Raw genomic sequence first — 13,036 nt, 5'->3', positions numbered from 1 at the left:
GTACTCATCAAGCCGTGTCGGCACGGTACTGAAAAGACACAGGCAGCGCATAGCCGGTGTCTTCTTGTTGCTCGGGACCTGGCTCGATCGGGGTCATCACCAGTACCGTGAAGTCACCCCGGCTTAATCGATCATTGAGGGCAAACAAAGCAGACAAGTCCTCTGCCAACCCTTCGCCCGCACCGGAACCAACTCCGGCAGGTGTGACGATGGTGATTTGAAACAGACCGGTATAAACACGATGTTCGCCAGCGAGGTCGTCGCTCCCCGTGCGCGCAGGTATCGAGAAAGCCCGCAGGTAGGTTTCGCCGTCAGCAGGCTTGAACACCACATTTTGATAGGCAATGCGCAACACTGGCTTTTGCAGCTTTGCCCAAGCAGCCAGCCGGGCCTCAAACAGTGAGCGAACAATCTTATGGCTCATACCTGGTTCTTCCTGATGGCTTCTTCAACAATCTTTTGAAAGTTGGCCAGGGTGATCCGAACCATACCGCTCGGTGCCTGAGTTGAATGTCCGTACTCCAAGGGAATGGCATAAGGCAGTGAGTTGGTGATGTACGCCGTCTCCCCTGCATTGAACTCCAGGGCACCATTGACGATACGTGCCATGGAGCGGCTGCCACCGGGGTCTACCTGATCCAACGTCGAGGTGTCGGGTGATCCGATACTGAACATCCAGTTGCCGCGAAAGCGCCCGCCCACATAGCCCTGCGGCGCACGTATGCCCATGCCGTCATTGAGCTTTAAACCGCGCTTGAGATAGCCACGTTTGTCGAAGTTTTGCGGATTTTGGCGCAGGTTTTCGTTGTGTTCCGCGACGGCCTGGTTGTACTCGCGGCTGATCTTGTTGACCTTCCAGACATCAGGATTGCCCACAGGTGACATCGTGATAACGCTGCTGCCTATGTTGATGATGATGTCGCGCATCGTCATATCAATGGCACCTTTCGCTCGATCCGCGAAGGCCCGGATTTGAGCTGAGAAACTGCCGTTCTTGCCTGCGTAAGGATTGCTCATGATCGCACCTGCAACTCGTAGAGTATCGGTGTCCCGGCAGGGTTGATCTCTTTGAGCGGAGGAACGATTGACCAGGTGCGGTCTTGAATTGACACCTTGCTCAGCAGGTCAGGCACCCACTCAAGCCCCTGGGCAGCGATCTTGAGCTTCTTGTCGCCTTGCTTGATGAGGCTGTTGTTCTGGAACTCCAGGCCAGTGAAGTCGAGCAGGATGCCCTTGGCGGTTTGCTCGACGGTAGCGCCTGGTGCTTCGCCGCCCTGCTCCGGATCGTACTCGCCCGGCTCCGTCTTGCTGAGGGTTACGGGTTGGCCGAACTCTGTGATCATCTCCAGGGCCATCACGGCCATTTCGTCGTAAAAGGCCATTGTGGCTCCAGATGTGAAAAGCCCAGCGCGATGGCTGGGCTTAAAATTTCAAGAAATTCGCTTTCTGCGTTCACGCAGTAACGAGTCCGCGAGTAAAGCTGCGTTCTTCGTTATCGTATCGACGGATCTCTCTGGCGAGCCGGCTGTATATTTCGCTGCTTGATCACTGGCAACTTTCAGAGCAGAGAGAGCGAAACGATCCCAGGCGATCATTTCATCATCATCCTTGAACTTTTCCATCTGGATATTCCTAGAATTAATAGTCTCCGACGTTATCACTAAGCTCGAATCGCAAACAACCCACGCCGTATCAAGTAATCAGCAAACTGCGTAGCGCTCGGCCGATCCGGCGCTGCGGGTAGCAGTCGGTTACTGGTACTGGGGATAGCTGCGTACTGTCGCGTTACCGCCCCCTCAACACGATCCAGTAGTACCGCGCCCTTGCGCTTCTCTACTGGATCGATGTCGTCCTGATGGATCTCTGCAGCCAGCGCCATCTGCCCGTACTGGATGCGCGCAGGCAAGTAGTTGGCAGCCTTGTTCTCGCCATCCAGATGCACTTCTCGGCGCGGCCAGGACAAAGCCTGTTCGCTGCTGGTCTTGCGCCCCTTCCAGGTCATGCCATCCATCACCAGGGCCGCGCGGCGAAGCAACGCTTCCTGCTCAGCAGCACCTGCGGGGATGACCGTGCCGAATTTCACGGCATACAGGACCAGATCTGCGGCGCTCGCGTAGCTTTCGGCGTCAGGCTTGCCAGTGCCGTCCTCGATGATGAGTGTCATGCGTCAACTCGCTGGAATGGTTTGAAGGTTGCCGCCGGACAAACGTCAGCCAGCCCTGTCACTCCTTGGACAGCTCAGCGACGAGCCTTTCCAGGGATTCTTTCGATGCATTGGCTCGATACTGAACGTTTGCTCCATCAAGCGCGGCTTTCAGCCTGGCGATTTCATCGGCCTCATCAGCCGGCGTAATTGCAGCTTTCTTGAGCGCTTTGATATCACCATGCAGAGCATCCACGGTAGACCGAAGACTGTCGCGCTCGGATACAAGCTCGCCAACCGAAGTATGGATAGCCTTGAGCGCATCGAACAGCCGAATAGGCAGCTCACCGGCCTCGGGGTGTTCTAGAGGACTCAGGCCCTCAGCAGCCTCGATCAACACTCGAAGAGCATCACTTTCCGCCTGGAGGCGGCCAACTAATTCGTCTACTTGGGATTGATCGCCACCAACCGCAAGCACAGAAACCGGCCGGACCATATCGACCACCTCAACCTCGACGCCTGCTTCTTCATAGGCTTTAACGATATCGGGATAGTCGCCGATCACTGTAACCGCCGTGGCATCACGCTCAACGTTACGGAACAGGCCCGGGACGCGGTAACGCTTGCCCGGCTCAAAACCGTCAAGCTGGTTCGTATAAACGAGTTCCATCGGAGTCTCCATAGCGGCCAACGCTGGCCGCTTCCTGGGGTGATTGTCAGCCGCCGGCTGGTGGCGTGGTGGTGAGGTTGATCATGACGCCGGCAGTGACCTTGTTGCTGTCCGAGTGTTTGACCCAGTTCGCAGCCGAGCCAACGGCTGCCAGGGTTGGGTTGGTGCCACCGGTGGTTTCCTTCCAGCTATAACCCAACACATCGATGTTCACCGTGCCCTCGGCGCGGTAACCGATTGCCAGGTTCTCTTCGTCGTTGACGTTGTAGGAACGGAAGCCGGGGGCCTGAGACTCGGTGATGACCACGGCGTTGGGCAGCAGGCCGAAGATGGCGTCCACTGGCGCCTTGTCGGTCACCAGCACCGGTTTGCCCAAAGTGCCAGGCAGGCCGCCGTAGATCACAACGCCCGCCTCTTCGTAGATTTTGTTGGTGATCGCTTCGTCGACGATGTCGAAGTAGGCGCTGGAGTGCATGACCCACAGTGCAATGCGCCCGAACTTGTCGCCAAATTTGCGCATGCCGCGGGTCAGGGTTTTCTTGCCATCGGTTTCGATATTGGCAGAAACCACCATGGCGGCGTTCGAACCGATGGCAGCCTTGAGCGCACCGGTGGCGTACTCAATAAAGCCTTCGATGGTTGCGTCGGCCACATCGGCGCCGATGATCTGGGAGAACTCTTCTACCGGACGACCGCGACGTTTGAACGCCTCTTCGGTGGTCTGGTACGGGCCGTACTTCCATGGTGCCTTGACGCCTACAGTCTCGCCGGCACCTATTTTCTTGGCAGTGACTTTGCCTTCAGAGTTCACATCACGGTGTTCCAGGCCACCACCGAGCTTGTAGAACGCACGCTTGCGGAAATCGCCCTGGATCAACTCGTTATCGAGAACGATTGCACCGTTGGACGATGAGTTGAATACATCCAGATTGTCCTGAATGCGCTCCAGATATGCGGTTTGCGCCTCATCGTTGTAGATGATCAGGTCGCTGTTTACGGTTGTAGCCATGGGCTTGTCCCCTTACTTGGGCAATGCGAGGTATGCGGTTTGGCCGTGCTTGCGCTGATAGTCGCGCTTTTGCTCAGCCGTCATTTCGGAGCGTTTGAATGCAGCCTGGCCGCCACCCCCGCCCGGGGCTTGCGTGCCTGAAGCCCTTGGCCACAGGTGAGGTGCGCTTTCGCGCAGAGATTCCGCCCACTCGAGCGGGGTCAGAGGGGTCTTGCCGTCTTTGCCCATGATGGTCTGGCCAGACTCATCAACAGCGACCGCTTCGCCCTCTTCATTCAGACAGAACACGCCTTTGGCGCGCAGGATGATGTCGTCGGTTGCTTCCGGCAGAGCCCCAGCCTTCAGTGCTGCGCCGCGCACCGAGTCGCCCAGGACTTTGCCCTGGAACTTGGCGGCGAAGGCCTCAGCCTTCTCGGCGCGGCTGGCGAGAGTCTTCAATTGCTTGTCATGCTCGCCGCGCAGACGCTCGGTGCGCTTATTGAACACTTCGTCCACCTTGCCCTCAGTCAGCAACTTGGTTTCTTCGTCCTGGCCGGCGCGGCTGAGCAGCCCTTTAACGGCGTCGATATCGATGCCTTCAAACTGGGTTTCGAATTGGGTCAACTTGCTGGTGGTGTCCTTCAGCTTGCCCAGTAGTTCCGAGTTCTTGGTTTTCAAACCGGTTACGGAGGCTTCAACGGCAGTCGCGATTGCGGCCTTGATTGCCGGGTTTTCCAGGTCGATTTCGTTTTCTTCTGCCACGTTGATGCACCCCTTGGGTTTGGTAGCCTGCTTTGCAGGTATAAAAAAGCCCCGGCAGTTGCCAGGGCTCTAGTCCAACAAAATCAATCGATGATTAATCTGTAACTTACGGTGCTCTAGCACCGGCAAAAAACATTGGGCCAGCATTGATAATTGCAGCCTTTGTTTCCTCTGGAAGGGCTTGTTTGAAGTCCGTCATGGTCGTCTGAACAATTAGCTCAACGTCAGCGATGTCACCGTTGAAGCTATGTGTTGCAGCCATAGCCAAATCCAGGAGCCTGCCTTGAGCAGTGAAAAGCTCAAGGCTGTCCGAGTAGTCGAGAGTTATCGGAAATTTCGGTTGTCGGTCGTTAAAAATAAAGCTCTTTAACGGGAGAGTTACACCGCTCTTTTTGGAGTAAAGGCCCACGCCAATAACTTTTGAAGGCCTTCTCCCACAGGAAACTATCGATATCGCCCAATTCCCTCTAATCTGGCGCTGATTGATTGAAAGTTTTTCTACATCCTCACGACGCATCTGATGCGTTTGCCAAAGAGCGACACCGACAGCAAAAAAAGCACCGATACCAGCAACCCAATCACCTAAACTACCCCAACTAAGCACATATGTAGTGGTTGATTCGGGGTTCAAATTTATGCCCAGAGTAAATCCCAGCAGTGCACTGACTATGCAAGCGATCAGCACTCCAAACACCACGAAATATTTCATGTCGCCTCCATTTAATTGAAGGCGTTATAACAACCCGGCTCGCTCAAAAGCCAGCGGTTCTAGGTTTTTCATCCTAGCCAGAGTCAGCGGTGCGAAATTGCGATCAAGCTGCAGCTCTGCGAAGCGCTCAACACTCAGCCCACCTTCACGAAAAAGCTTGGCCCTAACTGGTCCGAGAGCTTCGGCTTGGAACGCTGCAGGCTGCTGCTGAAGCCAATGGTAGTAATCAAGATCCGCACTGACCTGCTGACCACCATGGGAACCTACCGAAGCCCGCGTAGCGCCCTTGGCAAACATCTCACTGAGATTGGTCAGCAGAATGAAGGTAGTGCGGCAGTTCGGGTGAAACGGCGGCCTTGGGCCTGAGTCCAACGGAAACCGGCGCTTGTCCATCGAGCGACATAGCTGGCTGGTCTTGCTGTCCAGCGTGGCGATCATCTGTATTTCAAGCACCAGATCAGTATTGGCCTTGGCCACCTCCATGCGCGCCTGGGAGGACACATGCTGAATCGCGGTGTGCACGACTGTGCTGGCATTGCGGTTGGTGGTAGCGAGGATGCCGTCCTTGTACCCGGCCGCCTTGGTGCCGCGAATATTGCGGATAATCTGGAAGTTGGTCTGCCCTTCAAAGAAGCCCTGCCGGATCGTGCCGGTGACTCGCTCCCGCTCTGCATTGGTCCAGCCCTTGATAAAGGCCTTGAGCAGCTTCCCGCCGCCAGTACCGCGCACGCTGAGCGGGTTCGTCAGCACAGCGGTGCGGATTGCAGCAGCCGTCGGCGCGACCACATCCAGCGATATGCCAACCGGTGCCGATCTGGCAAGACTGGTCGCTTCGAACTCCGCCTCATAGGCGGCGATGTCCACCAGGTCGAGGCTCAGTTGCAGGCTGAAGCGGTCGAAGATGCCCAGCAACAGACTATCGACCTCTTTGAGCAGCGCCTCCAGCCGTTTGACGTTGTACTCGGTCAGATCCGACTGGGTGAGTCGTTCGCGGATCGAACGGTCAATTTCCTTGAGGAAGGGAGCGAACTTGCCCACCTCCCCAGCCTTGAGCTTTTCGAGGAAGACCGCGTGCCGGATCGTCGCATCAAGAATCGCTTGGTTTGCCGCCACTTGCTGTGTCCTCATCGTCCAGGCCCAGGCCGTCGCCCTGCTCCTGAAGCTCGCCGTCGATCTGTTGGTCGGTGCGCTCTGGTGCTATTAGCCCCAGTTTGCGCAGATACGCCCGAAGGTCCGCCTTCGCAAAACCGCCGTTCTGCCACAAGCCAACCAGGGCGGTGATCATCTGCGGGTCGGCCGTCAGTTCAACGAACTCCTGATTGACCTGGTAGGCAACCTTCTTGTCGGCAAGGCCCATGTAGGCGCAGCACCACATGAGCGCCCGGGTGTAGGCCTCGCTGACGTTCGCCACGCAGCCAGCCAGCACCGAGGTGGAAGCTGACTGATCGCCGCGGGACTCAGTGGCGGTCTTGGTGGCAAGGGAGGCCACCACCATCCGGGCACCCAGCTCGATCATCATCTGGTTTTTGTCGGCCATCGCCTCTTTAACCAAGGTGTTCGGCAGTGGTTGTGCATAGCCGAAAGCACCGCCGACCGGCAGCATCATCGGTGCCCGGGAGCCGACATAGACGCCATTTTTCTCCATCCAGTCGCGCCAGGACTCATCCAGGCCGGCGATCCACGGCTGCGCCTGCCCACACCAGAAAACACTGTCTTCATAATCAGCGCTGTTTCGGTAGTGGCCCAGGTTGATCATGGCGATGTCGTACAGCGGGGATTCATCGATGCTTGGGTCGTTGTTCTGTGCCCCGACGAAGGTGAAGGGAATCTCTTTCAGCCGTCCACCAGCCCCCGAAGGCCTGAACTCATCTGTAACAGCCAACGGCCCGCCATTTTCGGGACCGGATCGGCGCCAGACCCGGCAAACAAAGCCATCGTCCTCCAGCGCCAGCTCCCGATATTGCTCAACCGTTTTGAAGCCGAAGCCGTCTGGAATTTCTGGAGACTCTCGCAGCACCACCATGGTCAATACGCTATGACCGTTCACCATGCCGGTGCGCCAGTTGATGATGTCCTCGGCGCAGTAGGTCAGGATCACCGCGTGCCCGCCAATGCTGTCGTCTTGGTGGTAGTCGACGTATAGGCCGTGCCGCCCAGCCTCGAGTACTTTCTCAAGCGTGCCCTGAGAATGCTGGTAGATGCTCACCCCCGAGCCGTTTGCATTGTCCTGCAGATACTCCAGCTTCTTCGGCACAGTCAGCGTCGGGTCTTTGTGGAATGCCAGGCCCAGTAGCCCGTTACGGGTGTGGCCGGTTGCGTTCTTGAACACTGCTCGTTCACGGTAAGCCTTGTTGCGGTCGGTGTTCTCTGGCGACTTGTCGTGAGCATTGATATACGGCAACCGGGAGACAACGCGGTGCTGGCCGGCGCAGACGTCGCGGACGGTCGCCCAGCGATCCAGAACTGCTGTGTATTCCGCCCGTTTGAAGGAGACGTCGTTGCTCATCGGGCGTATCCCATTTTGATAGAGGTGACCGGCTTTCTCGCGCTCTTGGCGACAGCGAAATAGCGGAATCCGTCGGAGCCGTGAGAGGTCCAGTCGTGAAGCGGCTTGTCTTTCCAGCAGCCGCGCTTGTCGTCCCATTCCTTGCGGTAGTTCTCAAGGCAGGTGATACCTTCCTCGCACTTCGATTCATCAAACACGCACTTGGGCAGGATCTCGCGAACCTGCTCAATGCCGTCGTTGATCCCAAGCTTTGGCACAACCTGGAACGTCATGCTGTATTTCTGTCCGTCGATCTCGTAGCCCTCGCGGGCCAGTTCCCGGCGAGTCTTGGCATCGCTGCCAAATTCCCGGTTATCAATATCGTGCGGCCCCCAGTGCTCGGAGTAGCTGTAGCCCTTGTCTTTGAGCACCTTCATGTAGTACCGCAGGCCTTCGCCGCTGTTTTCGTAGTAGTCAATGACGTGAAACTCTTCGCCCACCTGACGAACGAACCAGATGGCCGTGGAGTCGCCAACACCGATGTCCCAGAAGGTCATCACCGGCAGGTGGCCGTTGTTCGGTATCACACCGATACGCTGCAGGGCGTAAAGCTTGGTCAGTTGCTGGGCGTAGTAGGCACCCTCTACTGACTGCTGGAAGGCTTCGACAGGTATCGACGGATATTCCCGCTTCATGTCGTCGCCGAGCGTCTTCTCCTTGGCTGCGTACCAGGCACGCTGGCCATCATTGGTGACGATCCCGTGCTTGGCGTGCAGTTCGTTGAAGTAGTCGGTCAGGCGTTGCGGGATGACCACACCGGTCGGGTCAAGCCAATAGGCCTTGTTCTTCCACCAGGAGAAGAAGAAAAACTTCCAGTCCAGCAGGCCCAGGGGCACACCAGCCAGTTGCTGCCGCTCCGCGCTCTGCGAGTAGTCGAAGAAGTAGCCCGCCCTGCCCTCCGCCGTCGACTCAATGGTGACGAAGCAATCCGTGGCGACCGCCTCGAATGCCCCGGTGACAATCTCCCGGGCCTTGTGCGGATACTTGGCGCAAATCTTCCCGAACTCGGATACGTGCAAGAACCGCAGAGTCCCGCCCCGGAAGGATGTGGACACGTAGAGCGACCCGCCTTTGCTGAAGACAAGCTCGCCAGCAGCATCGTTAGAAGCAGGGTTGGCAGCGCGTATCTCGGCAGGCAGGTTGTCATAGGCGTATTTGACCTTCTCCCGGAACAGGCGCTTGGCATCGTTCAGGGTGTGAGCGATCAGGGCACACTTGGCCGACTCGAACAGCGCGGCGTCGAGCTGGATGATGCAGCACTCTGTAGTGAAGCCAAGCTGGCGGGCTTTCAGGATGATGTTGCGAGTGTGCATCCCCTCGAAGTACTCGATCTGCTCGTCCGTCATCCGGAAGCGGACTTTCTTGCCCTGCTTGTCGGTGATGAAGTAGAGGTTGTTGATCCGCCAACGCTTATCCCGGAGCAGCTTCAAGTGCTCGGGCTTCATGTCAGGCTTCCTTCGATAGTTCATCCATCATTGCGGCCAGGTCGCTGACTGTCTTGTCACCCGTCTCAGTGTCGAGGTTATAGGCCTGGCGTTCGCCCTTGATGACCTTCAGCTGTGCGTCAACACCAGCATTCAGGGATCGGGCGAAGTCGCCGGCGTTGTCTGCGGTCACGTCCATGCCGGATAACGCATCGCACAGCTTGTTCGCGATGCCACGCCACTGAGCCAGATCAGTTCGGTGGGACAGGACGAGTTCAGCACGAACATCAGACTCAGACTCAATGATTTCCGCATCAGTGCGCTGCGTACTTTCCGTGCGTACTTTTGTGCGTACCAGTTTCTCTTTAGTCGCGGCCTGGACCTTTCCAGTTAGGTCGCGCTTCCAGTCTTCCTTGCTTGCTCGCTTGCGTATTGCGCCTTCTGTGAGGCCATATTTTTCAGCCAGCGCTCTGACTGACGGGGAGCCCGAGCGGTACGAGGCCTCTATAGATTCCCAGTCAATGGACTTTCTCGTTGCCATTGCTGATGTTCCTTTCGATAAAGCTCATCACTGAATCACGATGAGCTGCTTCACCGCCCATTGGCACGGCGATTACGCCAGCCGACCGGCAAGCATCCATGACAAGCAGCTCTTCCTCTGGTCGCCCCCATGAAGAGAAGACGAGAGCCTTACGTATTTTTGGCACTCCGGCGTTAGCCATACCTATCTGGACTGCGTAGGCAATGCATTGCCCAAGACCAGAAAGGACATGCTGCTTCCCCTTAGCGCCGTCTTTTAGCTCGCAAACGGTGAGTGAGCCATCGGCGTGGATCAGAAGGTAATCAACCCGCCCACGCGGAACGGGAAACTCGGCCTCGGCCCGAATAATTTCAGGGACTTCACCATCGAACAACCTGATGTGCGCCATATCGGCCGACAACAGACCGCGAACAACTCCAGAGAGGAATGCCTCACCCTTCAGGTGGAGGTGGTGATAAATGACGCTTGGCAGTCCGGCCAAGCTGCAGGCTTCGCGGATTGCCTCCCAGTCGGGTTGCTTGGTTGTCATTGGCTATCCAGTGCAAAAGAAATCAAAACAGGTTGTACTTCACCAGTATTTTCACTGAGACAAATGCCAGGAAGCTGAGGAGGATGAATTTGTTTCGGATACCATAATAAAAGCCCGACCGATCACTTTCTTGCTGTACAAACCCCCGCTGCTCCGGGAATGCGTTCCTAGGATAATCAGATAACAGCTGAAGATAAGCCGAGTTCAACTTTATGGTTTGGATGCTGGACTCAATACGTTTGAATCCAAAGAAAGCGGTAAACCCGAGCAATAGTAAGGGTAAAAGCTGGAGCGTTGAAGGGTTCCAATCAAGCTGATCGTAAGTCGCAGTTTGTGCCAGGTATGCGCAAGCTGCGAGTGTTGCTCCCAGCACAAACTGATCGAAACCCATAGTCCCTTTGTAATAGCTATCGTTCAGCATTTGGATTTTCGGGCTAGGCATTGAACGTACTCGAAAGTAATGATGCGTGATTCTCACCAACGCAAATCCAACTGTCCACCGTTAAGCCTACTCCCCCGACATCCAGCAGCACGTCAATCAGCTTCTGCTCACTCAGACGTATATCACCCAAGTACTGCAGGTCGTCGCACTTAGGACCAAGACCAAAGACGGTTACCTCGCCCTTTGGGCCGATAATGGTCAGCACACCCACGGTACGTTCAGGATGCCCGGCGACATCTAGGTCTTAGGCAATCTTGCAAAGCGTCTTGGCAGCGTTTCGCCAGTCCTCCCGTTTGAACTCCAGAACCTCGACGGTCATGCGAAAAATCCAGTGATGATTGCCCCTTGAGTAAATGTAACTAGTTCGGTTGAAATGAATCGCGACATGTAGAGAATGGGATGCGACATCCACTTTTAAGGCGTCGCACATGTTTCGAGTTCCCCTGCTAATCATCGTCTGTTTGCTAATTAGCTTGCTCACATCAGACTCAGCGCCAAGCCACGCAGATACAAATTTAGGAGATCAAAATCACCCCCCAACCACTAATGACGCATACCACGCCAAGCATGATGAAGACGCCAGTGATATCTGATAGTCGACCATGTTGAGTTCCTAAGATTGCGCGCCAGGATCGGGCGCATTCAAACGGTTGCCGTGGATTATTTGTTTCGGCGCTCAATCCCTTCAGGTGCCTCGTCACAGCGCAGGCAGTGCTCGTAGCTCAGCGTATTGCAAATCCAAACCTTAACCCGCGGCCAGTACATGACCATGAACCAATGCCGGGCGCCGGCCAGAGCAAGCGAGACATACAGCGTCGTCCCGGCAATCGTTGGCGAGAAGAACATCCGTTCATTGCGTGCAAGGATCGCGTAGCCACTCAGGGCAATCACCGCGTAGATGAGCTTGCCCACAACTCCGTCGTGAACCTTCCCGCTCAAGATGCACCAGGTAGCCCATAGTGCAATGACGCCAGCGGAATAGGCGTTGATGTATTCCAGGATCATGACCCGCCTCCCCCGAACCGCTGGCGGATCAACGCCCACAGATCAGCAGCTTTGATAGCTCGGGTAATCGCAGCAATCAGCGATCCGCCGAAGGTGCCCAGCAGGAAGCCAACACCGGCCACGCTGCGAGGTTCATCAATTTCGAAGTAAGCACTAACAAGACCGGTCAGGTAATGAGCGCAGACGGCGCCCGAAAAGATGAACACAGCCCATGCCTTGCGGTTAATTAAATCGTCGCGGTGCCACCAAGCGGCAGCTACAGCCCCGAGTAACCCAGCAATTGCCCAGTCGAGTTTGTCGAACAAGCGGTGAAAGAAGTCCATGCGCTCGACTCCGTGGTGGCATGTTTTGAAAAGATTCCCTTCTCAGGGCGAGCAATGGCTACATGCTACTATTGAGAGTCCTACAATCGCGACAAAGGATGGAACCATGGGGCACTTCGTAATCACCTTTCGAATAAAAAGCGACGATGACTACAACAAGCGTTATGCAAGCTTCACTGAAAGAGTTTCTAAAATAGCTTCGAGAAAATGGGAAGAAACATCATCTTTCTATGCTATTGAAGCCACCGGTACAGCCGCGAGTATTTGCACCGATCTTTACGTATCGAGCGATTTCAACGCAAACAAAGACTTGATGGTTGTTATTGATCTCGACCGGAAAGAAAAAGCGGTTAAAGGTACACCCGAATATCCGCACACCCTGGAAGCCTGCCTCGGCTTCTAGAGCGGCAACTCAAGCTCTGCCAGCCTGTCTTCATACTTTTTCAGGCTGGCCTCATTCAACGCTACCCACTTAGCTGTCTTCGCTACACACTCGACAGCTTGAGCGTGGATCTCCTTCACTTCAGCCAATTTGGCTTCTTGAGAAATAACCGACTCAACAGCTTGGCGGTATTCACTTTTCAAAGTCGACCTCCAAAACGGAAAAAGCCCCCGGTACGGCGAGCCTTGAAATTTGAGAACAAAAACCCGGCGCAGTCGACCGTATTGGGTTTACTCAATTCTTTGCAGATCTGCACGCTTCTCTTGAAGGGTAAGCTCCCCCTGCTTGCGCGGATTGCCGCACATCCAACAGGAACAAACTTTTCCATGATTGGCGAACAGCCCGGCATTGCGCGGGTCAGTAGTCCAGCAGGCATGCCCCCGCTGCTTTCTGTAAAAACGCGCCTTGATACGTGAAGTGTCGTGTCGACGTTGTGCTCTTGGCATAAAACCTCCTAGGCCGAATACAACAAAGCCCCGGCAGATTTCTCTGGCGAGGCATTTTCGGCTGACT

At 55.8% G+C, this 13,036-nt stretch carries 20 protein-coding genes and 1 pseudogene; 2 read left to right on the top strand and 19 right to left on the bottom strand.

What is annotated here, in order from left to right; translation table 11 throughout:
• Window positions 1-7 precede the first annotated feature (7 nt).
• From BFC21_RS02000 to BFC21_RS01915, 18 genes and pseudogenes are all read right to left on the bottom strand, one after another.
• Window positions 8-424: a phage tail terminator-like protein gene (locus BFC21_RS02000; RefSeq protein ID WP_120265595.1), complete on the bottom strand. Its 417-nt coding sequence runs from the start codon at window positions 422-424 to the stop codon at window positions 8-10.
• Entirely contained in the window at window positions 421-1,017 is a 597-nt protein-coding gene (locus BFC21_RS01995; protein ID WP_120265594.1) for a hypothetical protein, read from the bottom strand. Before BFC21_RS01995 ends, BFC21_RS02000 begins: the two co-directional genes overlap by 4 nt.
• Window positions 1,014-1,382 (bottom strand): hypothetical protein, encoded by a 369-nt coding sequence (locus BFC21_RS01990; protein WP_120265593.1) that lies wholly within the window; start codon window positions 1,380-1,382, stop codon window positions 1,014-1,016. Before BFC21_RS01990 ends, BFC21_RS01995 begins: the two co-directional genes overlap by 4 nt.
• A gap of 48 nt (window positions 1,383-1,430) precedes the next feature.
• Complete coding sequence (locus BFC21_RS01985) at window positions 1,431-1,622, bottom strand: hypothetical protein (protein WP_120265592.1); 192 nt, start codon at window positions 1,620-1,622, stop codon at window positions 1,431-1,433.
• A 38-nt stretch (window positions 1,623-1,660) separates the two neighbouring features.
• Entirely contained in the window at window positions 1,661-2,164 is a 504-nt protein-coding gene (locus BFC21_RS01980) for a DnaT-like ssDNA-binding protein (RefSeq protein WP_120265591.1), read from the bottom strand.
• A gap of 58 nt (window positions 2,165-2,222) precedes the next feature.
• Window positions 2,223-2,813, bottom strand: coding sequence for a hypothetical protein (locus BFC21_RS01975; protein WP_120265590.1), 591 nt, complete (start codon window positions 2,811-2,813; stop codon window positions 2,223-2,225).
• A gap of 46 nt (window positions 2,814-2,859) precedes the next feature.
• A complete protein-coding gene (locus BFC21_RS01970; protein ID WP_120265589.1) occupies window positions 2,860-3,822 on the bottom strand; it encodes a major capsid protein in 963 nt (320 codons plus the stop codon).
• Window positions 3,823-3,834: 12 nt separating this feature from the next.
• Window positions 3,835-4,563, bottom strand: a complete 729-nt coding sequence (locus BFC21_RS01965; protein ID WP_120265588.1) for a hypothetical protein — start codon at window positions 4,561-4,563, stop codon at window positions 3,835-3,837.
• 106 nt (window positions 4,564-4,669) lie between these two features.
• Complete coding sequence (locus BFC21_RS01960; RefSeq protein ID WP_120265587.1) at window positions 4,670-5,272, bottom strand: hypothetical protein; 603 nt, start codon at window positions 5,270-5,272, stop codon at window positions 4,670-4,672.
• A gap of 24 nt (window positions 5,273-5,296) precedes the next feature.
• On the bottom strand, window positions 5,297-6,385 hold the full coding sequence (locus tag BFC21_RS01955; protein WP_120265586.1) for a minor capsid protein: 1,089 nt from the start codon (window positions 6,383-6,385) through the stop codon (window positions 5,297-5,299).
• The gene (locus BFC21_RS01950; RefSeq protein ID WP_120265585.1) at window positions 6,360-7,778 is read right to left on the bottom strand and encodes a DUF4055 domain-containing protein; all 1,419 of its coding nucleotides are present in this window, start codon (window positions 7,776-7,778) and stop codon (window positions 6,360-6,362) included. The genes BFC21_RS01955 and BFC21_RS01950 overlap by 26 nt, the downstream gene beginning before the upstream one ends.
• Window positions 7,775-9,262: a terminase gene (locus BFC21_RS01945; RefSeq protein WP_120265584.1), complete on the bottom strand. Its 1,488-nt coding sequence runs from the start codon at window positions 9,260-9,262 to the stop codon at window positions 7,775-7,777. The genes BFC21_RS01950 and BFC21_RS01945 overlap by 4 nt, the downstream gene beginning before the upstream one ends.
• Window position 9,263: 1 nt before the next feature.
• The gene (locus BFC21_RS01940) at window positions 9,264-9,782 is read right to left on the bottom strand and encodes a hypothetical protein (RefSeq protein WP_120265583.1); all 519 of its coding nucleotides are present in this window, start codon (window positions 9,780-9,782) and stop codon (window positions 9,264-9,266) included.
• Window positions 9,760-10,311 (bottom strand): hypothetical protein, encoded by a 552-nt coding sequence (locus BFC21_RS01935; RefSeq protein ID WP_120265582.1) that lies wholly within the window; start codon window positions 10,309-10,311, stop codon window positions 9,760-9,762. Before BFC21_RS01935 ends, BFC21_RS01940 begins: the two co-directional genes overlap by 23 nt.
• A gap of 22 nt (window positions 10,312-10,333) precedes the next feature.
• The gene (locus tag BFC21_RS01930; RefSeq protein WP_162939274.1) at window positions 10,334-10,732 is read right to left on the bottom strand and encodes a hypothetical protein; all 399 of its coding nucleotides are present in this window, start codon (window positions 10,730-10,732) and stop codon (window positions 10,334-10,336) included.
• 94 nt (window positions 10,733-10,826) lie between these two features.
• Window positions 10,827-11,072, bottom strand: a pseudogene (locus tag BFC21_RS27485) (hypothetical protein); the annotation flags it as partial.
• A gap of 341 nt (window positions 11,073-11,413) precedes the next feature.
• Window positions 11,414-11,758, bottom strand: a complete 345-nt coding sequence (locus BFC21_RS01920) for a hypothetical protein (RefSeq protein ID WP_120265580.1) — start codon at window positions 11,756-11,758, stop codon at window positions 11,414-11,416.
• Window positions 11,755-12,081 (bottom strand): MFS transporter, encoded by a 327-nt coding sequence (locus BFC21_RS01915; protein ID WP_120265579.1) that lies wholly within the window; start codon window positions 12,079-12,081, stop codon window positions 11,755-11,757. Before BFC21_RS01915 ends, BFC21_RS01920 begins: the two co-directional genes overlap by 4 nt.
• Before the next feature lie 106 nt (window positions 12,082-12,187).
• Here BFC21_RS01915 and BFC21_RS01910 point away from each other — a divergent pair, with 106 nt between their 5' ends.
• Complete coding sequence (locus tag BFC21_RS01910; protein ID WP_120265578.1) at window positions 12,188-12,484, top strand: hypothetical protein; 297 nt, start codon at window positions 12,188-12,190, stop codon at window positions 12,482-12,484.
• On the opposite strand, the gene BFC21_RS01905 is transcribed toward BFC21_RS01910, so the two are convergent.
• The gene (locus tag BFC21_RS01905; RefSeq protein WP_120265577.1) at window positions 12,481-12,666 is read right to left on the bottom strand and encodes a hypothetical protein; all 186 of its coding nucleotides are present in this window, start codon (window positions 12,664-12,666) and stop codon (window positions 12,481-12,483) included. The two genes, BFC21_RS01910 and BFC21_RS01905, sit on opposite strands and share 4 nt — an antisense overlap.
• A 42-nt stretch (window positions 12,667-12,708) precedes the next feature.
• Here BFC21_RS01905 and BFC21_RS27100 point away from each other — a divergent pair, with 42 nt between their 5' ends.
• On the top strand, window positions 12,709-12,939 hold the full coding sequence (locus BFC21_RS27100) for a hypothetical protein (RefSeq protein WP_162939273.1): 231 nt from the start codon (window positions 12,709-12,711) through the stop codon (window positions 12,937-12,939).
• Window positions 12,940-13,036 lie beyond the last annotated feature (97 nt).

It is taken from the genome of Pseudomonas sp. TMW 2.1634 (assembly GCF_001703595.1).
GTDB classification, from domain to species: Bacteria; Pseudomonadota; Gammaproteobacteria; order Pseudomonadales; family Pseudomonadaceae; genus Aquipseudomonas; species Aquipseudomonas fragi.
This window is presented reverse-complemented; position numbering and strand designations above follow the sequence as displayed.